Source organism: Brachybacterium zhongshanense (assembly GCF_055385755.1).
This window is the reverse complement of sequence record NZ_AP043790.1, coordinates 3013756-3033388: the sequence shown is the minus strand read 5'-3', so window position 1 is coordinate 3033388 and position 19633 is coordinate 3013756. Positions and strand designations below refer to the sequence as shown.

Genomic DNA, 19633 nt, shown 5'->3' with positions numbered 1-19633 from the left:
CTCTCTATGCAAGCAGCGTGAGAAGCACCCCTCCAGCAGCGCCGACGATCACGATCACCCAGGGCGGCAGCTTCCACGCGATCAGGAGCACGAAGCAGACCAGCGCGAGCGCGAAGGGTCCGGGGCCGGTGATCGCGGTGGAAAAGACAGGCGAGTACAGAGCTGCTGCGAGAATACCGACGACTGCGGCGTTCGCTCCGCGCATCACAGCCTGGGCCCACGGGCGCTGGCGCAGCAAGTTCCAGAACGGCAGCACGCCGACCAGGAGCAGGAACCCGGGGAGGAAGACGGCCATCAGTGCGATCGCCGCTCCTAGGACCCCGCCCGGACCAGTGGTAGAGACCGCGCCCAGGAAGGCCGCGAAAGTAAACAGCGGTCCCGGGACTGCCTGCGCGGCCCCGTAGCCGGCGAGGAACTGCTGGTCGGTCACCCATCCGGTCTCGACGACCCCGGACTGGAGCAGCGGGAGCACGACGTGGCCGCCGCCGAAGACCAGAGAGCCCGCGTGGTAGAAGGCGTCGAACAGCGCGACGTCGCCGGAGCCGGTCGCGAGCACGATCAGAGGCAACCCGAGCAGCAGGACCGCGAACAGGAGCAGACTGGCCACGCCGACGCTGCGCCGGACAGGGAAGTGCAGTGCCCCGCCGACCGGGCCGTCGTCCGAGCGGCAGAGGAAGTACCCGGCGACCGCGCCGAGGACGATCGCGATGACCTGCCCCGCAGACCCCGCTAGTAGCAGCGCCGCGGCCGCGGCGATGGCGGCGATCGAGGCGCGCTGCCTGTCGGGCGCGAGGCTCTTGGCCATGCCGAGCACTGCCTGCGCGACGATGGCGACCGCGACGATCTTCAAGCCAACGAGCAGGCCCTCTCCCACGGGACCCGCGAACAGCGACGCCCCGTAAGCGAACGCGACCATCAGGGCCGCCGACGGCAACGTGAAGGCGAGGAACGCCGCCAGCGCGCCGAAAGCCCCTGCGCGGTGCAGGCCGATCGCGAAGCCGACCTGACTCGACGCGGGACCCGGCAAGAACTGGCAGAGCGCGACGAGGTCGGCGTACTCCCGATCGTCCAGCCACTTCCGACGCTCGACGGCCTCGGTGCGGAAGTATCCCAGGTGCGCGATTGGCCCGCCGAAGGAGGTGACGCCGAGCTTGAGGAAGACGCGGAACACCTCCCAGGCGGAGCCGCGCGCGGCTCTCGTCGGTGCGGACACGGCGTCAGTCATGCTCGGGTTCCTCTCGGGTGAAGATCTGGACACGTTCCCGCGCGAGCGCAAGGCCTTCGCGTCCCTTGTCGGTGGCGGAGTAGTACTTGCGCACCGTGCGACCGTCGCGCTCGGAGCGGACCGTCAGGTATCCGTCGGTGACCATGCGGCGCAGCATCGGATAGAGCGTCCCCGGGGAAAGCCGGTAGCCATGGCCCGCGAGCTCCTCGATCATCCACGCGCCATAGATCTCCTCCTGCGCCGCATGGTGCAGGACGTGCATCCGCACGAGCCCGGACAGCAGGTCGTGATGTTCGAGTTCCGTGGAGGCGTGTTCGTTGGACTCCATCTCACTATCGTAATTCGATAACGAGAAGAGATAGTGAACTCGACGCGAACGCCTTGTCGTGTTGCTGCATGCTGCCGCACGCGCTCCGCGCGCTTGCCCTCGGGAATCGTGGTCACCTCTTGCGCCAGCTCGGCCACTTCGGCATCCCACGGCCCTTCCACGTTTCCACGAGGCCGACGGTCCAACGGACGGACGCGAACAGCCCGTAGCCTGCCGTTGCGAAACCAGCGCCGACCACGAGCCAGCGCCCGATCCCAAGCCACATGCTCCCGTCCACGTCCAGCGCCCACTGAGCGCCCGTGATCAATCCGGCGACAGCCATCCAGACCCCGGCGACGACCACGGCCACCGGTACGAGGGCGAGGTACATCGCGGCGACGGCCGACCAGAGCTGTCGCGCCTCCAGCTTCGCCGTGGCGGCGATGATCCGCTCGGCCCGCTCGTTCGACGCGTCGAGGTTCGCGGTCATCGTGGCCGAGGCCTCTCCGGTGACTTGCTCGACGGCCTTATCGACCCGCTCCTCGCTACGCTTCTCGATCCGCTGGACCGCGCCGCCGACCTGGCTCACGAGCTTCTCGTTCGCCCCGGCCTGCGCCTGGAGCCCCTCAATCGCCGAGGCCGTAGCCGCGTGATTCTTCTGCGCCTCGGCGATCAAACTCTGCGAGGCGGCGCTCAGCCGTTTCCCGTCGAGACTCTGCACGAACTCGCTGAGCGTGCTCTCGATCTCGCTCAGCCTGCTCTCGACGCTCTCGATCTGCGGTGACGTGCTGACGGACCGCTGCGAGGTCGACACCCGGTCGATGCGCTTGCTCATCTCCTCGTCCATGACCTTCACGAACCCCGCGAGCTTCTTCTGCTGCTCGGTCAGTCGGTCGATCCTCGCGTTCTGTGCCTCGACGGCGGCGAGGATCGAGTTCAAGGTCTCCGTCGTCTCGGGACTGCTGAGCTGCTGCGGCGATTCGCTCTGCGCGTTCTGCTGCTTCAGCCTGTCGAGCGCTGCGCTCATGGTCCTGCTCCTTCTGCTGCTGGTGGTAGTCGAAGAACGCCCGTGCGCCCTCCGGCGTGAAGTCCGCCGAGAGCGCACTCGTGCGCTTGCGGCGCTCGGCGCGGCCGGACTCGCCGCGGCGGTCCTCGATGTAGAGCGTCCAGGTCTCCTGACCGGCGCGCTTGCCCCTCTTGCTGACGGGGCTGCGCAGCCGCATCCGCGGCACCCGCTCGCCGTCATCGCCGAGCTGCTGGTTCTGCTCCTCGATCACCGCTTCGAGACCGGCCTTGTCCACCGCACGGGGATCGGCCAGCGCCGCACTCATCCGGTCGCCCATCTCGCGATCGAGCGAGCCCTCGGCAAAGTCTTCGCGGCGCAGCTCCCAATCCTTCGGCGTGTGCTCCAGCCGCTTCACGACCGACAGGCCGTGCTCCCGCATCAGCTCGTCGTTCGCCGACTGCAAGCCCTTCTGGTTCCCGGCCTTGCGGTCGTGGAACGTGCGGTAGTCCGAAAGCGCCTTACCGGTTCGGTTGTTGTGGTTGATGACCAAGATGTGGTTGTGCGGCTTCTTGCCCCGACCATCCACGTGGCTGACCACGAGGCAATCGGAATCCGGGTGCATCTTCTTCGCGAGCTGATAGCCGAGATCGTTGACCCGCTGCACGTCCTCCGGGCTGTTCGGGTCGAACTCCTCGTCGCTGAACGACTGGCGGTAGTGCAGGGCCTCGACGTCGCGCTTCGTGTTCTGCGTGAGGGCGCGGGCGCGGGCCGAGAACACATCGGGGCCTCCCGGCACATCGCACGCGATAGCGACGCCCCGCTCGTCCTCCTTGCCCCGAATGTAGCGCTCCGTGTTGGCGGCGCTGGCGCTCGGGCTGTAGTGGGTGGTGCTCACGAGGCCGTCCGATCCCCGAGCAGGGCGCGGACCTCGCGCAGCAGCTCGATCAGTTCGGGAACCTCCGCCGACAGCGCCACCGCCTCACCGGCCCGCGCGCGGCGGTCCAGGTCGTTGACGTTGATCGCCAGCGGGCGCACCTGTGCGGCCAGCTCCCGAGCGTCTGCGGATGCCTGCACGCGCACCTCGACCCCGAGCAGGCGCGCGGCCACGGCGGCGTCCAGCTCCTCGCTCCGAGAGGCATGGAGCGCATCGCGCACTACGGACCGTACCCACGTGCTCGGAGCCAGCCCGAGCCGCTTCGCACGACTGCGCAGCGCCGCGAGCGTCTCCTCCCCGAAGTCGGTATCGAGCTTCGCGCGGCCCCCACGACGACGCTTCGCGCCGCCGTGACTCTGGCGCACAGCCTCCGCATCAGCCCGACCGGTGTTCACCTGGGAGTCGGTCTGCTGCTCCACCTGTACGCCAGAGTGGCAAGCAGTAGGCCTGTCGGACACATCGCTGACGCTCGTGTCCTCCAGCCCTGCTTGCGAGGGGGCTCCGCCCCCTTCGATCCCCTGGAAGTGCCCGTCGAGTTCGGTGCTCATGCCGCACCTGCCGAAACCAGCAGACCGCCGTTCGCGCGGAGCCGCGCGACCTTCGCATCGAGCACCTTCTGCTTCGCATCAGCGCGGCGCTGGCGCTCGTCCTCGGTGAGTGCCGGGCACTCATCCCCGTGCCTCGCGTAGACGCCCGCCTGCGGAGTGGGACAGGTGCAGAGCGTCAACTCACGGTTGTGCTCCTCCAGCTCGGCGAGCCGCTTGCGCTGCTGTTCCTCGACGATCTCACGGTCACGCTTCGCCGTCTCCTCTGCGGCGGCGATCTCCTCAGCGCTCGGCTGGATCGGCTGGCCGACTCCGGCGAACTCCGCGAGCAGATCGTGCCCGTCGATCGCGTCCAGCTCGGGGCGGGCGATCCGATCGTGCTGCTCGACGATCGGAGCGACCGTGCGCGCCTCGATCTCACCGCGCACGCGCTCCCGCTCCGCGCCATCCTTGATCGCCTTGCACCTACGGGCCAGCAGTTCGAGGTCCTGGCGCATGTGCTCGTACCGCTCGTAGCTCTGGTATTCGCGGGTGCCATTGAGGGCTCTTCACAGATGAGGGTGTAGGAGCTGGCGGCGCGGCGGTGTCGGGATAGACGTCGAGGTCTCCCGATGATGGAAGTTCCTACGCTCGCCATCTGGAAGACCTCGACGTGCTCAACGCTACCTTCACCGCGCCCGATCTCGATACCTTCTGCCAGCTCGACCGGCTGGGCCTGACCGTGACGGGGCAGCTGATCGAGCCGCACCGATCGGTGTTGGAGTGTCGCGTGCTCGAACCGGACAACTGGTGCCACGGTTGCGGCCAGCAAGGCGTCTCCCGGGGCACGGTGGTCCGGCGTCTCGCCCACGTCCCGCTGGGCTGGCGTCCCACGATGCTGCAGGTCAGAGTGCGTCGTTACCGGTGCCCGGACTGCCGTAGCGTGTGGCGCCAGGACACCTCGACCGCGGCCGAGCCCCGCGCTGTCCTCTCCCGGCACGCCGCGCTGTGGGCGCTCAAGGGCGTGGTCATCGATCGGTTGTCCGTCGCCCGGATCGCCGCCGGGCTCGCAGTCGCCTGGAACACCGCCAACGACGCGATCCTGGCCACCGGCCAGCAGCTGCTGATCAACGATCCCACCCGCCTCGACGGGGTCCGCGTCATCGGCGTGGACGAGCACGTGTGGTCCCACACCCGTCGGGGCAGCAAGTACGTCACCGTCATCATCGACCTGACTCCGATCCGCGACGGCACCGGCCCCTCCAGGCTCCTGGACATGGTCCCGGGACGCTCGAAGAAAGTGTTCACGACCTGGCTCGATGGCCAGACCGCCCAGTTCCGGGACGGGGTCGAGGTCGTCGCGATGGACGGGTTCTCCGGCTACAAGACCGCCACCGCCGAGGAGCTGCCCGAGGCGACATCGGTGATGGACCCCTTCCACGTCGTCGCCCTGGCCGGCGAGAAGATCGATCAGTGCCGCCAGCGCGTCCAACAGGCCACCCTCGGCCATCGGGGCCGATCTGGGGATCCGCTCTACGGGATCCGGCGCGTTCTGCACACCGGCGCTGACCTGCTCACCGACAAGCAGATCACCCGCCTGAAGGCCGTGTTCGCCCGAGACGAGCACGTCGAGGTCGAAGCGACTTGGGGCATCTACCAGCGCATCGTCGCCGCCTACCGCCACCCCGACCGCGCGAGTGGGAAGAAGGCTCTGCAAGCCGTGATCGACGACCTCACCCAGGGAGTGCCCACGCAGCTCACCGAGCTGATCACTCTCGGTCGAACCCTGAAACGACGGGCCCTGGACGTGCTGGCCTACTTCGACCACCCCGGCACCAGCAACGGCCCCACCGAAGCGATCAACGGCCGACTCGAGCACCTCCGTGGCACCGCGCTCGGCTTCCGCAACCTCGCCCACTACGTCATCCGCGCCCTACTCGACACCGGAGGATTCAGAACCGAACTACACCGTCATCTGTGAAGAGCCCCATTGAGCACGCCGGAGTTCACGAAGATCGAGAACTCTCGTTCAGCGACCGGAATGATCACCGGGAAGCGGCGGAACCCCTGCCCGAGGTTCTCCGCCTGGTTCTTGACCCGCACGCCGCCCTGCATCGACTCGTATTCGCCCGCCAAGCCGCGGAGGAACTCCTCGTAGCCCTCCGGACCCGTCACGATGTTCACCCGGTTCAGCAGCTGGGTCTTCGAACCCTTGATGTTCACGACCGGCTTCTCGTCCGGCTCACGCCACGGGCCGAGGATGCGGAAGAGCATGCCGCGGCTCTTGGCCGTGCGGATCATGTCACCGACGCGCATGTCCTCCCAGATCACGACCGGCTCTCCGTCGTACCCCTCCCACGAGACGTTCTCGCCGCCCACCTTGAAGTACGGCTTGTCCGCATCCGGGGCCAGAGCGCGAGCCAGCGCCTTCGCGAGCAGATCCTTACCCGTGCCGCCCTCGCCGAAAACATAGAAGTTCATGACCGACTCCGGCGCGTCCTGATACGCGAGGAAGTCGCCCCGCAGCTTCTGGAAATGCGCCAGGTTTCCCTTCGCGAAGTAGATCGCGGGCTCCTGATTGCGAACCTGCTTCAGCGTCAGCGAGCCCTTTCCCGCGGCCTGGAAGAGCTTGCTGAGCTTCGCACCCCCGCCGCCCTCCGCAGCGTTCCGGCGCATAGCCATGTGCGCGTCCAGCTCCCGCCCGAAATCGAAGTTCGCGACGATCCGCCCACGGCCATACTGATACTTGCCAGGCATGCCCTCCTGCGTCTTGTCCACGAGGTAGTGCCGATCCGACTGGTGGACACCCGGGATAGCGTTCTTCCCCCGCGACTCATGCGGCAGGTACTCGGCAAGATCGAAGAACGCCTTCTCCGCCGCGCCGCGGCCCTTGTGCTCGGTGCCCTCCTGCTCGGCGGTCGCCTTCGGCGGCTTCACGCGAGCCGAGGGGATCGAGAATGCGTCCGAGACGGTGCGGATCGTAGGGCGCGGACCATCGGCATCAGCGACCCACAACACCATGTGAGCGTGCAGGCCCTTGATCCCGCAGCACACCGTCTCGCCGGTACCCTCGTCCACCTCGACCAGACGGTCATACGGATGCCACACATATGCCCAGCGGTGGAGGCGATCGCCCAGCGCCACGAGACCCTCGTCGATCTGCTCCTGCGTGAGCATGACCTCGCCAGTCTCCGGGTGCTCTCGATACTGCATCACCGAGAACACGCGCGACTGCATACGAGCACGCTTCACCTGCTCCGGACTCTCCGCCGCCTTCGCGGCGGCGAAGAACGCCTTCGCCTCGGCGACCTGCGCGACCGTAGACTCGACGACGAACGGTTCGACCTCGTCACCGGAATCGGCCCCCGGCACGTCCAGCTCGGCGAAGTCCACGCTTGCAACCGAGGTAGGCGCCGGTGCAGCCGTTTCCGAAACGGATGCGCGGCCACCCAAGGAAGGCCGCGCATGCTGATCGGCGTTAGTTCCCTGGTCAGAGCTGGGATCGACGGTCGCCTCGGAGTCGTTGGAGTCGGTCAGTGCAGCCGTATAGCCGTTTCCTGCGAAATCGTCCTCGACGGCGAGATCCGGGTTCCCACTGTTCGGAACGGCACCGGGCAGCCCGCCTGCGGCGGGTGCCAGGCCAAGCCCTCCGGGCGGGGTCAGGTCAGCGGGAGCGGTGCTGCTGGTGCAATTCGTGAGACTCATCAGTGATCACCGCCCTTGCGGTAGCGCTTGATGACAGCCTGGTGCGTGACACCGAGGGCGTCACCGATCCTGGCCCAGGTCACGCCCTCGGCGCGGGCATCGGCGACGGCGATCTCGACCGCCTCCTCCAGCACGGAGCGGAGCACGCCGAGGTCGTAGAGACGAGCCTCGGAGTCGGCGAGGGCGGGGTCGCCCTGACGCCAGCGGAAGCCGGTCAGGTGATCGAAGGCGGCGGAGTTCGCGCTCATCAGCGACCACCGCCCATCAGGGCGGCGACGGCGGCGCGCTGTCGCGGCGTCAGCGGAGTGAGAGCCAGGCGCTCACCGGCTCGGCGACCGGCGGCGCGGGCGGCAGCGATGACGGGATCGAGCCCATCAGCATGCGGAACGGGGATCGAGTCTTGGGCAGGCCCAGAACGGTCCAGCGCGGATGCGCGGGGAACGTCGATAACGACAGACATCGGAAGTCCTCAGACATGAGTATCTTCCGGTTCCCCGCCACGGTAATTGGGCTGTTTGACCGGCTACTCATCCGGGAGCAGAACCCCGCGCTTCTAAGTCGCGGCCCCGGTGGGATCTTCTTGTCTGCAACCATTCTCCCACGAGTCGACTCACCATTGCAATGACGAGTCGACTCATGAGTCAGTCGCGACGCGGCTCTATACGAATGAGGTCGGGGTCGAACTTCACGTGACCGGGCGCGATGGGCTCGATGGTCACCGTCACCAGCTCGTCCACGAGCATCCGGCGGCGGTCCACGTCCAACGTCTTCCACTTCGCCTCGACCATCTCGCGGCGCTCCGCGGTGCCGACCGGCTCGTCCACGTCCGCGAGCAGTTTTGCCGCCACCGACACCGAACGGTCGAGCAGCTCCGCGTCGATCTCATCGATGCGGGCCTTCACGTCGTTGATCGCCGCCGTGATCTCCAGGACCGGCTGATGGATGTCACGCAGCAGCGGGCTCAGCTCCTTCACCCGCTCGACCAGGGCGTTCCGCTCGGTCAGCAACTCCTCGTGATCTGGCCCATCGTCCTCCTGCGGCATCACGAGGTTGTGCACATCCACCGAGGACAAGCGGGTGAGCACCGCCTCGGTCACCATCGCATCGACGGGCTCGCGCTGGCGGGTGAGATGGAACTGCTCGCCGCAGCGATACGTCGGCTGCTTGCGGCTGTTCGTCCCAGAGACGAGCGTCGCCCCGCACTTGCCGCACAGGCCGATCGTGGACAGGAGGTACTTCGGCTGGTTACCCTGCCTCGCCGATCTCCGCACGTTGTCCTCCAGCTTCGACACCGCAGCCCGCCACGTCTGCTCACCGACGATGGGCGGGAACGCGTCGCCCTGCACCGGGTACAGCTCGCCCGACGCGTAGTGCTTGATGTAGCCAGCGTAGAGCGGGTTCGCCAGGAGGTAGCGCACGGCATCGACGGAGAACTCCGACCCGCGGGCGGTGAGATGACCGGCACCGTTCAGATCCTCGCGGATTCGCCGGATCGACAGCGACGGCTCGCCGAGGAACGCGGCGAAGGCCCGCCGGACGGCGTCGGCCTCCTCCGGGATCAGCTCGCCCTCTCGCGTCCACCCGAACGCCTTCCAGGCGCTCGTCGGGATGCCCTCGAAGCGTCGGCGCTCGTTCGACCTGATCTGACGCTCCGCCTTACGCCTGGCCTCGAACCGGGCCAGTGCCGCGAGCATCGTCGCTCGGAACTCACCGTCGGCCGTCGAGAGGTCGATCTCGCCGTCCACGGTGACGACCCGCAGCCCCAGGTCAATCAAGGTGTTGAGGTCCTTCGTGCTGCGCAGCAGCCGGTCCATGTCCACGGCGACCACCATCGAGAAGCGGCCCGCGCGGGCGTCGTCCAGCATCTCGGCCCAGCGGGTGCCAGCGCGGCGCTTCTTCGTCGCCGACACGGCGTTGTCCTCGTAGACCTCGACGACGTTCCAGTCCTTGGCCTCGGCCAGCGCCCTGATCTTCCTCAGCTGCGTATCGACCGTCCAGCGGTCGCCCTTGCGGTCCATGGAGGCGCGGACGTACGCGGCCACCTCGTTCGTCTTCCTCAGCGCTACCAGTTCGACCATGCAACCAAGCTTACGGAACGAGTGTCACAACCGCGACATGCGCTAGCGCATGTCGATCACGCCCGTGCCCACCTCGATCCGCTGCGTGCGGGCGGCCACCGCCGAGAGCAGCGGCATCGGGGATGCGGACTGCCGGGCGTAGTGGTGGACGCGGAAATAGGCGCCGTTGACGCCGAGCTCGTCGGCACCCACCGAGATGTCGATCGCGTCGTGGAGCATCTGGCGGGCGCTGATGCCGCCCCGCGCGGGGTCGCCGCCGTAGTGGCCGAAGCTGAGGAATCCGAAGGCTCGCATGGCCCCACCGTACCAAATGATTGAAAGTTGGACTAGGGGGTGCTGCTGGTCGTCGCATCGGAGTGATGCACGAGTTGCATCGGGGTGAGAGGCTGTCCCGCATGACCGGGATGACAGCGCAGGATCCGCTCGTCCTCGACGACGCCGCAGCCTGGAAGTCCTGGCTGCTCGCTCACGACGAGGACAGCGACGGCGTCTGGCTCGTGCTCGCGAAGAAGGGGACCGAAGACCCCACGTCGCTCTCCTACCAACAGGCCCTCGAGGAGGCGCTGTGCAGCGGCTGGATCGACGGACAGAAGCGCGGCCGCGACGCGACGACGTTCCTCCAGCGCTTCACGCCCCGGCGATCGCGCTCGATCTGGTCCCAGCGCAACGTCGGGATCATCGCCCGCCTCGAGGAGGAGGGGCGCCTGCGCGACCGCGGCCGCTCCGAGGTCGAACGGGCCCGTGCCGACGGACGATGGGAGGCCGCCTATCCCGGCGCAGCGACCGCAGAGGTCCCGGCGGAGCTGTCCGCCGCCCTCGCCGGGAACCCCGCGGCCCGATCGGTCTTCGAGAGTCTGCGCGGGAGCGCGCGGTACAGCGCGCTGCATCCGGTGCTCTCCGCCCGGGACGCCGCCGCTCGCCAGCGGGCCGCCGCCCGCGTCGTCGCGTGGCTCCTGGACCAGGGGTGAGCAGGCTTCACGGCGATACCTGAGCTCTCTGCCCGCGCTGCTCCTGCCGCCTGTGCCGCCTGTGCTGCTCCTGCTGCCTCAGTGCTGAGGATGCTCTCCGGGCACCACGAGTGCCCACAGCACACCGAAGCGATCCTTGACCTGGCCATAGTGGTCGCCCCAGGGGGCGAGCTCGAACGGCATGGCGAGGGAGGCGCCGCTGGAGGTCATCGTCCCGATGAGCGCTCGCGCCTCGTCGACGGTGTCCAAGCCGATGAGGAAGGAGTACACCTCCGACTCCAGCGGAGGCATCTCCTCCCCGGGCGGGGACACCGCGTCGCCACCGGCGAGGGTGACCAGACCGCCATGGAGCTGAGCATGCGCGACCGACTCGGGCGCGGGGGCGAAGGGGAATCCCGAGAGATCGGGGAAGTCCTCATAGGTCATCAGGTCCAGCTGACCGCCGAACACCTGGTGGTAGTGCTGGAAGGCCTCGCGGGCGTTGCCGGGAAAGGTGAGGTACGGGCTGAACTGCGGTGCGGCCATGGGGCGTCTCCCTGGTCCTTCTCATCGTCCGGGCCTCGTCCTCGGGGCCCGGCGCCAGTGTGGCACGACGGCACGCACGGCGGAAGCCGTCACCGCCCCCGGATGTGCGCTGCCGGGTGCTGGGCAGAGCTGGTGCTTGGTGCAGTGCTGGTGCTGGTGCTGGTGCTGGTGCTGGTGCTGGTGCTGGGGCGGAGCGTCCATCTGCGGCAGGTGAGCGGCACGTGCCTCTCCCTGGGCGGAGCAAGTGCTCCTCATCTGCCGTTCGTTGCCAGATCTACCGATTCCTGCCGCGCTGGTGCTGGGCTGGCCTGCTGGGCTGACCTGCTGGTGCTGGTGCTGGTGCTGGTGCTGGTGCTGGTGCTGGTGCTGGTGCTGGTGCTGGTGCTGGGTTGGCCGACTGGTCCGGTTCCGGGCTGCTGGGCTGGCCTGCCGGTCCGAACGGTGCTCTGAGGGCGAGTCGGGCGGCTCGGTCCTGGATCAGCCGGCCAGGGGGTCAGAGAGCAGTCCGTCCTCGAGCGCGCCGAGCTGCGAACGGGCGATCCGATGATCGCCGCGCCGGATGGACAGCAGCAGATCGGCGAGCGTCTCCTCCCAGTTCGCCATGACGTCCTCGTAGGTCAGGCGGAGGACGATGTAGCCGCGCCGCCTGGCCCGACGGTCGCGACGCCGATCCCGGCGGTACGCCTCGGGATCCGTGTGGTGACTGAAGGAGTCGCATTCGATGATCAGCTTCTCGCCGACGATCATGTCGACGCGCCCGATCCCGGGAATGCTGACCTGGGTCCGAACGCGGACCCCTCTCCGCTCCAGAGCCCGTCGCACGATGGTCTCGGTCCCGGACTCGGCGGAGCCGTCGAGCGGGAGGATGCGGCTCCGCCGACGCTCGGACAGCGAGCTGCAGGCCCGAAGTGCAGCGGCGTCGTCGATCAGGTGCCGGTTCAGCCCGGACTCGAGAACCACGGCGGCGTGATCCTCGCTCAGGCAGTGCACCGCATGCTCCAGGGCGATGGGCATCGGCAGCACGGGATGCTGGTCGGGCCAGCTGGTGAGCACCGGATGGTGCAGGTGGACTGCAGCTCCACTCCGCGCGGACGAGCGGGATCGCTGGCCTCCGCGCCTCCGTGCCTCATGGGCTCCCTGGACCGGAGGGACCCAGAAGCCATACAGATGGAGGGCGCTGACGCAGGTGACGCGGTTGTTCCGCGCCAGCGCGGCTCGGACAGGATGAGGAGTGAGCGAGGTGCCGTAGAAGCCATGGCCGAGCCGGGTGATCGTCCCCTCCTCGCACAGGGCTTCGATGGCTCGGCGACTGCATCCGGCCCTCTCCAGCTCCTGGCGGGTACGGACATGGACGTCGGGATGTCGTGACGGGATCAGCATCCGCCCATGCTGGTGAGGACGGCGCTTCCACAGGGGGCCAGGATGCAGATTGTGGATCCGCCGGCCATGGGGAGGAGCACTTCGATGGCCCGCTCTGCCCGTGTTGGTCGCTGCCTGCCCAGGACCGGAGGGACCAGCCGATGCGAGGGCCGATGCCGGCGCCGGCGCAGGCGCAGGCGCAGGCGCTGGGCACTGTCCGTGGAGGGCAGATGGGCGGCACTTGCCTCGCATAGTGCAAGGCAAGTGCCGCCCATCTGCCGGTTGCTGCCAGGCCTGCCGATTCCTACCAGCCAACAGGATCTGTCAGCCGGCCCAAGACCGGACTAGCCTGCCGATGCCGATGCCGATGCCGATGCCGATGCCGATGCCGGGCACTGTCCGTGAAAAGTAGATGAGCGGCACTTGCCTCGCATAGTGCAAGGCAAGTGCCGCTCATCTGCCGATTGCTGCCAGACCTGCCGATTGCTGCCAGACCTGCCGATTGCTGCCAGACCTGCCGATTCCTGCCAGGCAGCAGGCGCCCAAGTCTGAGGCGCCCAAGGCAGGAGGCTCAGGCCTGCAGGCCCAGGCGAGGAGGCCCAGGCCAGAAGGCTCTGGTCAGCTCAGGGGGCCGGGCTCACTCGTCGTCGGCCTCGGTGGACCCGGTGGGGCGGGCGCCCAGCTCGGCGTCCAGGCGCAGCAGGCCCGAGCCGTCCTCGCCGATCAGCTTCAGGCGGCCGATGATCTCGGAGACAGTGGCCTCCTCCTCGACCTGCTCGTCGACGAACCAGTTCAGCAGCGGACGGGAGTCGTAGTCGCCTTCCTTGTCGGCGCTGCGGTACAGCTCGCGGATGGACTCGGAGACCTTCTGCTCGTGGGCGAGGGCCGCCTCGAAGATCTCGAGCACCGACAGGCCCGGCTTGACACCGGGAGCGTTGATGGTGCCGATGGCCGCGTGGTTGCCGCGGTCGGAGACGTGCTGGATGAATTTGTTGGCGTGGACGATCTCCTCGTCAGCCTGGTGGCGCAGCCAGGCGGCGATGCCGGGGAGGTCCTGCTCGTCGGCCTCGATGGCCAGCTGACGGTAGGTGATCGAGGCGGCGAACTCGAGGGTGATCTGGTCCTGGAACTTCTTCTCAAGGTCATGGGAGAGCTTCATGGGAGCGAGAGTAGACCCCTTCCCGAGACTTGTCAGCCATGGCGAGGCTTGCCTCAGACGGTCTGGAAAGTGGAGGCTCACCTGCGGTTTCGCCGCAATCGGATACGCCGCGTCAGCAGCCGCCGCCTTCGGACCTCCAGGCCAGATCGACGAGCTCGCGCAGCACCCCCTCGTCGACGTCCTTGAGCCCGTTGACGTAGACGCATCCCGCGCCGAGCCGATGCTTGCCCAGCTGCTCGAGCAACGCGTCGGACCCGTCGTGACCCTGCAGGCCGTACAGGGACAGCGCCGCCGAGCGAGGGGAGAAGCCGACACGGAACCAGGTGCCGCGGGACCCGCCGGAGGGAGTGGCGTACTCGTCGGCGCCGAAGCCGACCATGCTCGGACCCCACATGACCGCCCGCTCACCCGTGACCTCGGCGAAGAGCTCGAGGAGCCGGGCCCCTTCCTCGCGACGGCGCGCGGTGGGCAGTCCCGCGCAGTATGCGGCGGGGTCGACGTCGGTGGGGCCGGTCTTGGGCGTGTAGGCCATGGGAGCTCCTGGGTCGAGCGGCGTGCTCCAGGCACGACGCTGAAGCGAGATCGAGCGTAGGCGAGCCGCCGTCCCCCGGCACGCTGCTGTACGAGGAGCGGGGCGCGACGGCACGCTTCAGGGCTGCGATCTCTGTCCTCAGCCGTTCTCAGCGGGGATGCGGAGCGGGGCCGAGAGTGCGACCGGGCACGAACCGTCCGACATGGAGCGCGTGACGGGCGACCTCGGGCTTCACCCCGCGGTCGACCCCGGTCCCGCCGTCGGCCCTGGTCCCGCGGTCGGCCTCAGCCCCTCCGTCGGCCTCCTCGGCGTCGGCGCGCTCGATCAGCCGGCCCATCCGATCGACGGCCGCGCGGGCCACCTCCCGGATCGGCAGCTCGACGGTCGCCAGGCCGATCAGGTCCAGCCCGTCCATGATGCCGTCGAAGCCGACGACGGAGAGGTCCTCGCCGACGCGGATACCGCGCTCGCCGGCGGCTCGAAGCAGGTCCAGAGCGACATAGTCGACGGGGCAGACGATGCAGGTCAGCTCCTCGTCCCGGGCCGCATCGAGGGCCCGGACCACCCCTCGCTCGACAGGCAGCAGCGGGATCGGCCGAGCGGACGTGCCGAGCTCGGAGAGGCGGGTGACGAGGCTGCGCATGCGCAGATCGAACACCCGCGAGTACAGCAGCGGCGCGGTCAGCACCGCGATCCGACGGTGGCCGGCGGCGACGATCCGATCGGCGACCATCCGTCCGTGCGCGCGCTCGTCGTAGCTGACGGACTCGAGGTGCGGATGCTCGTTGGGACGTCCGACGATCATCATCGGCACCGTGCTCCCGGTGACCACGAGATCCTCCGCAGCGGTGACGCCGGTGCCGACGAAGGCTCCGGCGACGCGCTGGCCGAGCAGTCGACGCAGACCCGCGACCTCGGCGGTCCCGTAGTCATGGCGGTCTGCGGTCACGGAGATGAGGGTGCGTCCGGCGTCCTCGACCGCGCGGTTCATCTCGGCGTGCAGATGGCCGTAGGCGGGATTGGTGGCATCGCGGATCAGGAGCCCCAGCTGGTGGCCGCGCCGCTGGGCGAGTCCGCTCGCGACCAGGTCGTGCACGTACCCGAGGCGGTCGACGGCCTCTCGCACCCGGATCTGCGCGTCGGGGGAGACGCGCTGTCCGCGGCCCTGCAGCACGCGCGAGACCGTCGACCGGGAGAGCCCGGCCTCGCGGGCGACGTCGAGCATGGTGGGCGGTCGCCCCATCGCTCCTCCTGGGTGCTCCTGGCGGGGTGGTCCGGATCCGCGGCGCGGGCGTCCGAGTCCGAGTCCGAGTCCGGGGAAGGGTAACGATCCCGGGGGCCGGACCGGTCTCGACCAGGTGACGCGGCGGTGAAGGTTCTCCGGTCCCGCCGAGGTCACCGCGATCAGGCGGGGAACAGATCCGGTACGGCCGACGAACACCTCGTGAACGCTCCTGCGGGATCGCCCGGACGCCGGCTCGGCAGCGTCCGACGAAGGCGCTGGAAGGAGCTGTGGGAGCGCTTCCACCAGCGCTGACAGAGCACGTTAACGTGCCATTCACCTGCACGGATGCCCTCTGGCGGGGCGTGCTGAAGCTCCCTACTGTGTGGGCGTCGGCGAGTTCGCGAACACCCGCGGACGGCCCCAGGGGAGGCCGATGGGCACTGCGCGTCGCGCTCTGCCCGGCGCCTGCCCCTCCGGCCCCGGACCGTCCGTCGACCCGCCGATCGTTCCTGCTCCGTCCCCCTGTCGAGTCCCCCTTGTCGAGATCCCCTTGTCGAGCTTCACGCTGGGAGCGCTCCCATGACCACCGACGTCCTACCTCCTCCTTCCGCCGTGGGCGGGGGCCGCTCCGGCACCGGCGGCACCGGTCCTGGCGGCACCCGTCCTGACGGCTCCCGCTCCGACGGCACCGGTCGCAACGGCTCCGGCGCCGGGGTGCGCCGTCGGCGCGCCGGCGGTCCGGGCGCGTCCTCGGGCGCGCGGCCCGAGCGTCGACGGTCCCCGCAGCGGGCCCGTCGGGCGCGGAGGGATGCGCTGCTGTTCTCGCTGCTGATCCTGCCGAACCTCGCCGCGATCCTCGTGTTCTCGTACTATCCGGCGCTCTACAACATCGGTCTGAGCTTCATGGACTGGGACTTCGTCGCGCCGATGCCGGAGTGGGTGGGCCTGGAGAACTACGCGGACCTGCTCACGGATGCCGAGTTCGGCCAGGTCATGCTGAACACGCTGATCTTCACGGGCGTGAGCGTCATCGGGTCGATCGTCGGAGGCCTGCTGCTGGGCAGCCTGCTGGCGACCAAGGTGCCGCTGACCGGCTTCGCGCAGACCATGGCCTTCGCCCCGCACATGCTCCCCGGCGCCGCCGTCGGCATCCTGTGGCTGTTCATGTTCGACCCCAACTACGGGCTCTCCCGCTGGCTGTTCTCGCTGGTCGGGCTGGAGTCCCCGGCATGGACGACGACCTCGGACTGGTCCCTGTGGGCGATCACCATCGCCTACACCTGGCAGCGCCTCGGCTTCGTCACGGTCATCTGCTACACGGCGATCCTCGACCTGCCCAAGGACCTCTACGAGGCCGCGGCGCTCGACGGGGCGCACGGGAGGAAGCTGTTCCGCCACCTGACGCTCCCGCTGCTGAGCCCCATCACGTTCTTCCTGTCCATCACGGGCATCATCTCCGCCGCCCAGACCTTCGACATCATCTCGATCATGACCAGCGGCGGGCCCGGCGTCTCCTCCTCGACCCTCTCCTGGATGGTCTACGAGGAGGCGTTCCAGAGCTTCGACATCGGCAAGGCGTCCGCTGCGGCGACGGTCCTGCTGATCATCCTCCTGGCCATCACGTACGTGCAGGTCAAGTACGGCGAGAAGAAGGTGAACTACGACCGATGAGCGCCCAGACCGCTCCCGCCCGGACCGCTCCCGCCCAGACCGCTCCCGCCCGGACCGCTCCGTCCGCTGCACCGGCGTCGTCGGCCCCGGGCCCGTCCGTCGGCCGCACCCGTCCCCGCGGACCCCGTCGTCCGCTGTGGCAGACCGTCCTGCTCACCTCCGGGGTGGTCGCCACCATCGCTGTGTTCGCGGTGCCGCTGTACTGGCTGTTCTCCTCGGCCGTGAAGCCTCGCACGGACATCTACTCGTGGCCGCTGCAGTGGATCCCCAGCACTCTGACGTTCGAGAACTTCCGGGAGGCGTGGAGCTCGGCGCCCTTCGACCGGTTCTTCCTGAACTCGATCATCACCACGGGCGTCGGCACCGCGCTGGAGATCTGCCTGGCGATCCTGTGCGCCTACGCCTTCGTGTTCGTCGACTTCCGCTTCAAGAAGATCGCGTTCGGCCTGATCATCGCCTCGATGATGCTGCCGGGGCACGTGACCCTGATCGTCAACTACATCACCGTGGCGAACCTGGGCTGGCTGAACTCGTACGCCGGCATCATCCTGCCGGGCGTCGCGAGCGCCTTCGCGATGTTCCTGCTGTACCAGTCGATGCGCGGCATCGACAGGGACATCCTCCAGGCCGCGGAGATCGACGGCGCCGGGCACATCCGCCGCATGCTCACCATCGCGGTGCCGCTGTCGGGCCCGATGATCCTCACCGCGACGCTGATCGTGATGGTCGGCAAGTGGAACGAGTACGTGTGGCCGCTGATCGTCACCTCGACCGCGGACATGCGCACGCTGCCGATCGGTCTGCTGTTCCTGCGCAGCCAGGAGGGCTACTCGAACTGGGGCGCGATCATCGCCGGCGCCGTGTTCGTGTCCCTGCCGATGCTGCTCATCTTCTTCGTCGCCCAGAAGCGCATCATCGGCGGGCTCGCCGCCGGCGCCATGAAGTGACTCCCCGTCCACCCCGTCCGCCCTCCCGACGACCTCCACCCGCCCGACGGCCCCGTCGGCCTCTCTCACAGGAGAATCCATGACCCGTCTGCCCTCCTCCCTCTCCCGCCGCTCGATGCTGACCGCCCTCGGCCTCGGCGCCGGTGCCGCCGGCCTCGCCGCTTGCGGCTCGCCCTCCGGCGGGGACGGCGGCGACAGCAGCGTCCGCTCGGGCTTCACCCAGGCCGATCTGACGGTCCCCTCGCAGTACGAGGGCCGCACCCCGGTGCTGTTCTGGGCGCCCTTCACCGGCACCAACTACGAGGTCCTCGCCTCGCTGATCAGCGAGTTCAACGAGTCCCAGGACGAGATCGTCGCGGTCGCCGAGTCCGTCGGCTCGTACGCGGACCTGAACCAGCAGTTCACCGCCGCCCTCCAGGCCCGCACCGTGCCGGACGTCGTCTGCTTCCCGGAGATGCAGTGGCTCCAGTTCCACTTCTCCGATGCGCTCGCACCGCTGGACGGCTACTTCGACGACGAGTGGAACACCGACGTCTACATCCAGAACTACGTGGCCGAGGGCAAGGCGTCCGGCGAGACCTATGTGGTGCCCTTCGCGCGGTCCACGCCGCTGTTCTACTTCAACAGGACCCGGTACATCGAGGCCGGGCTGCCGGAGGAGGGCCCCACGACCTGGGAGGACCTGGCGGAGTTCGCTCCCGAGCTCGCGAAGATCCAGGTCGACGGCCGTCCGCTGTCGGCGCTCGCCTTCTCGGCCGACGCCTGGCACGGGCAGGCCGACATCTGGGGCTTCGGCGGCGCGAACTCCACCGAGGACTTCCAGGTGACGATCGCCGACCCGGCGGGCGCCGAATGGCTCGAGTGGCAGCGCGCATTCATCGCCGACGGGCACGGCTACCTCGCCCAGTCCTCCGGCACCGACTTCACCTCGGGCATCGCGGCCGGCTTCCGCGGCTCCACGGCGAGCCTCACCGGCACCACCGAGGCCACCGAGGGGGTCTTCGAGGTCGGCGTGGCCTACATGCTCTCGAAGGAGGGCGAGCAGAAGCAGGTGCCCACCGGCGGCTCCGGCCTCTCGATCGTGCGCTCCGACTCGCAGGACCGTCAGGACGCCGCCGCCGAGTTCTTCCGCTTCCTCGCGGGTCCGGAGCAGTCCGCGACCTGGCACAAGGGCACCGGCTACGTCCCGATCGTGCAGGCCGCCTCCGAGACCGGGACCGTCAAGGACCTGGTCGCCGAGAACCCGAACTACGGGGTCGCCCTCGCGCAGCTGGAGAACGCCCGCACCGCCGACTACGTCAACTGGGACCAGGGCTCCGTCTCGGAGATCAGTGCCGCGATGGCCTCGGTCTACGGCGACGGCAAGGAGGCGCAGGGCGTCCTCGACGCGCTCGCCGGGGAGCTCCAGGAGGCGCTCTACGACAACCGCGAGGACTACGAGTCCATCGGCTTCGAGGGCTGGAGGTGA

Annotated in this window: 20 protein-coding genes and 2 pseudogenes; 6 read left to right on the top strand and 16 right to left on the bottom strand. The window is 68.7% G+C overall.

The genetic code is table 11. The features are described 5' to 3' along the window. Nucleotides 1-4: 4 nt before the first annotated feature. From chrA to ACZ5AJ_RS13435, 6 genes and pseudogenes are all read right to left on the bottom strand, one after another. The gene (chrA, locus tag ACZ5AJ_RS13460; RefSeq protein ID WP_464135531.1) at nucleotides 5-1225 is read right to left on the bottom strand and encodes a chromate efflux transporter; all 1221 of its coding nucleotides are present in this window, start codon (nucleotides 1223-1225) and stop codon (nucleotides 5-7) included. Beyond that, entirely contained in the window at nucleotides 1218-1553 is a 336-nt protein-coding gene (locus tag ACZ5AJ_RS13455) for a PadR family transcriptional regulator (protein ID WP_464135529.1), read from the bottom strand. The genes chrA and ACZ5AJ_RS13455 overlap by 8 nt, the downstream gene beginning before the upstream one ends. Nucleotides 1554-1665: 112 nt before the next feature. Further along, on the bottom strand, nucleotides 1666-2559 hold the full coding sequence (locus tag ACZ5AJ_RS13450) for a hypothetical protein (protein ID WP_464135527.1): 894 nt from the start codon (nucleotides 2557-2559) through the stop codon (nucleotides 1666-1668). A 460-nt stretch (nucleotides 2560-3019) separates the two neighbouring features. Beyond that, nucleotides 3020-3316: pseudogene (locus ACZ5AJ_RS13445) on the bottom strand (relaxase/mobilization nuclease domain-containing protein); the annotation flags it as partial. A 113-nt stretch (nucleotides 3317-3429) separates the two neighbouring features. Next, nucleotides 3430-4020 carry a hypothetical protein gene (locus tag ACZ5AJ_RS13440; RefSeq protein WP_464135526.1) on the bottom strand — a complete coding sequence of 197 codons (591 nt, stop codon included), beginning with the start codon at nucleotides 4018-4020 and terminating at the stop codon, nucleotides 3430-3432. Next, nucleotides 4017-4514 (bottom strand): hypothetical protein, encoded by a 498-nt coding sequence (locus ACZ5AJ_RS13435; RefSeq protein WP_464135524.1) that lies wholly within the window; start codon nucleotides 4512-4514, stop codon nucleotides 4017-4019. The genes ACZ5AJ_RS13440 and ACZ5AJ_RS13435 overlap by 4 nt, the downstream gene beginning before the upstream one ends. A 155-nt stretch (nucleotides 4515-4669) precedes the next feature. Here ACZ5AJ_RS13435 and ACZ5AJ_RS13430 point away from each other — a divergent pair, with 155 nt between their 5' ends. Further along, nucleotides 4670-5977 carry an ISL3 family transposase gene (locus ACZ5AJ_RS13430; RefSeq protein ID WP_464135522.1) on the top strand — a complete coding sequence of 436 codons (1308 nt, stop codon included), beginning with the start codon at nucleotides 4670-4672 and terminating at the stop codon, nucleotides 5975-5977. Here the strand turns inward: ACZ5AJ_RS13430 and ACZ5AJ_RS13425 are convergent. The 5 genes and pseudogenes from ACZ5AJ_RS13425 to ACZ5AJ_RS13405 form a co-directional block, all read right to left on the bottom strand. Next, nucleotides 5968-7701, bottom strand: a complete 1734-nt coding sequence (locus ACZ5AJ_RS13425; RefSeq protein ID WP_464135521.1) for an RNA helicase — start codon at nucleotides 7699-7701, stop codon at nucleotides 5968-5970. The genes ACZ5AJ_RS13430 and ACZ5AJ_RS13425 overlap by 10 nt on opposite strands. Continuing rightward, a complete protein-coding gene (locus ACZ5AJ_RS13420; RefSeq protein WP_464135519.1) occupies nucleotides 7701-7949 on the bottom strand; it encodes a helix-turn-helix domain-containing protein in 249 nt (82 codons plus the stop codon). Before ACZ5AJ_RS13420 ends, ACZ5AJ_RS13425 begins: the two co-directional genes overlap by 1 nt. Next, a complete protein-coding gene (locus tag ACZ5AJ_RS13415; protein WP_464135517.1) occupies nucleotides 7949-8161 on the bottom strand; it encodes a hypothetical protein in 213 nt (70 codons plus the stop codon). Before ACZ5AJ_RS13415 ends, ACZ5AJ_RS13420 begins: the two co-directional genes overlap by 1 nt. A 181-nt stretch (nucleotides 8162-8342) precedes the next feature. Continuing rightward, complete coding sequence (locus ACZ5AJ_RS13410; protein WP_464138770.1) at nucleotides 8343-9719, bottom strand: recombinase family protein; 1377 nt, start codon at nucleotides 9717-9719, stop codon at nucleotides 8343-8345. A 105-nt stretch (nucleotides 9720-9824) separates the two neighbouring features. Further along, nucleotides 9825-10073 (bottom strand): annotated as a pseudogene (locus tag ACZ5AJ_RS13405) (LLM class flavin-dependent oxidoreductase); the annotation flags it as partial. A gap of 101 nt (nucleotides 10074-10174) precedes the next feature. Here ACZ5AJ_RS13405 and ACZ5AJ_RS13400 point away from each other — a divergent pair. After that, a complete protein-coding gene (locus ACZ5AJ_RS13400) occupies nucleotides 10175-10747 on the top strand; it encodes a YdeI/OmpD-associated family protein (RefSeq protein ID WP_464135515.1) in 573 nt (190 codons plus the stop codon). Between the two features lie 78 nt (nucleotides 10748-10825). On the opposite strand, the gene ACZ5AJ_RS13395 is transcribed toward ACZ5AJ_RS13400, so the two are convergent. Then, nucleotides 10826-11272, bottom strand: a complete 447-nt coding sequence (locus ACZ5AJ_RS13395) for a VOC family protein (RefSeq protein ID WP_464135513.1) — start codon at nucleotides 11270-11272, stop codon at nucleotides 10826-10828. Between the two features lie 144 nt (nucleotides 11273-11416). On the opposite strand from ACZ5AJ_RS13395, the gene ACZ5AJ_RS13390 reads away from it, so the two are divergent. Then, nucleotides 11417-11722 carry a hypothetical protein gene (locus tag ACZ5AJ_RS13390; protein WP_464135512.1) on the top strand — a complete coding sequence of 102 codons (306 nt, stop codon included), beginning with the start codon at nucleotides 11417-11419 and terminating at the stop codon, nucleotides 11720-11722. A gap of 27 nt (nucleotides 11723-11749) precedes the next feature. On the opposite strand, the gene ACZ5AJ_RS13385 is transcribed toward ACZ5AJ_RS13390, so the two are convergent. From ACZ5AJ_RS13385 to ACZ5AJ_RS13370, 4 genes are all read right to left on the bottom strand, one after another. Then, complete coding sequence (locus ACZ5AJ_RS13385; RefSeq protein ID WP_464135511.1) at nucleotides 11750-12652, bottom strand: DUF559 domain-containing protein; 903 nt, start codon at nucleotides 12650-12652, stop codon at nucleotides 11750-11752. Nucleotides 12653-13268: 616 nt separating this feature from the next. After that, nucleotides 13269-13790, bottom strand: a complete 522-nt coding sequence (locus ACZ5AJ_RS13380) for a ferritin (protein ID WP_464135509.1) — start codon at nucleotides 13788-13790, stop codon at nucleotides 13269-13271. A 112-nt stretch (nucleotides 13791-13902) separates the two neighbouring features. Continuing rightward, the gene (locus tag ACZ5AJ_RS13375; protein WP_464135508.1) at nucleotides 13903-14322 is read right to left on the bottom strand and encodes a DUF1801 domain-containing protein; all 420 of its coding nucleotides are present in this window, start codon (nucleotides 14320-14322) and stop codon (nucleotides 13903-13905) included. A 148-nt stretch (nucleotides 14323-14470) separates the two neighbouring features. Then, a complete protein-coding gene (locus ACZ5AJ_RS13370; protein ID WP_464135507.1) occupies nucleotides 14471-15565 on the bottom strand; it encodes a LacI family DNA-binding transcriptional regulator in 1095 nt (364 codons plus the stop codon). Nucleotides 15566-16126: 561 nt separating this feature from the next. Between ACZ5AJ_RS13370 and ACZ5AJ_RS13365 the strand changes: the two genes are divergently transcribed. The 3 genes from ACZ5AJ_RS13365 (at nucleotide 16127) to ACZ5AJ_RS13355 (ending at nucleotide 19633) form a co-directional block, all read left to right on the top strand. Then, on the top strand, nucleotides 16127-17218 hold the full coding sequence (locus tag ACZ5AJ_RS13365) for a carbohydrate ABC transporter permease (protein WP_464135505.1): 1092 nt from the start codon (nucleotides 16127-16129) through the stop codon (nucleotides 17216-17218). Continuing rightward, the gene (locus tag ACZ5AJ_RS13360) at nucleotides 17215-18165 is read left to right on the top strand and encodes a carbohydrate ABC transporter permease (protein WP_464135504.1); all 951 of its coding nucleotides are present in this window, start codon (nucleotides 17215-17217) and stop codon (nucleotides 18163-18165) included. Before ACZ5AJ_RS13365 ends, ACZ5AJ_RS13360 begins: the two co-directional genes overlap by 4 nt. Before the next feature lie 79 nt (nucleotides 18166-18244). Next, on the top strand, nucleotides 18245-19633 hold the full coding sequence (locus ACZ5AJ_RS13355; protein WP_464135503.1) for an ABC transporter substrate-binding protein: 1389 nt from the start codon (nucleotides 18245-18247) through the stop codon (nucleotides 19631-19633).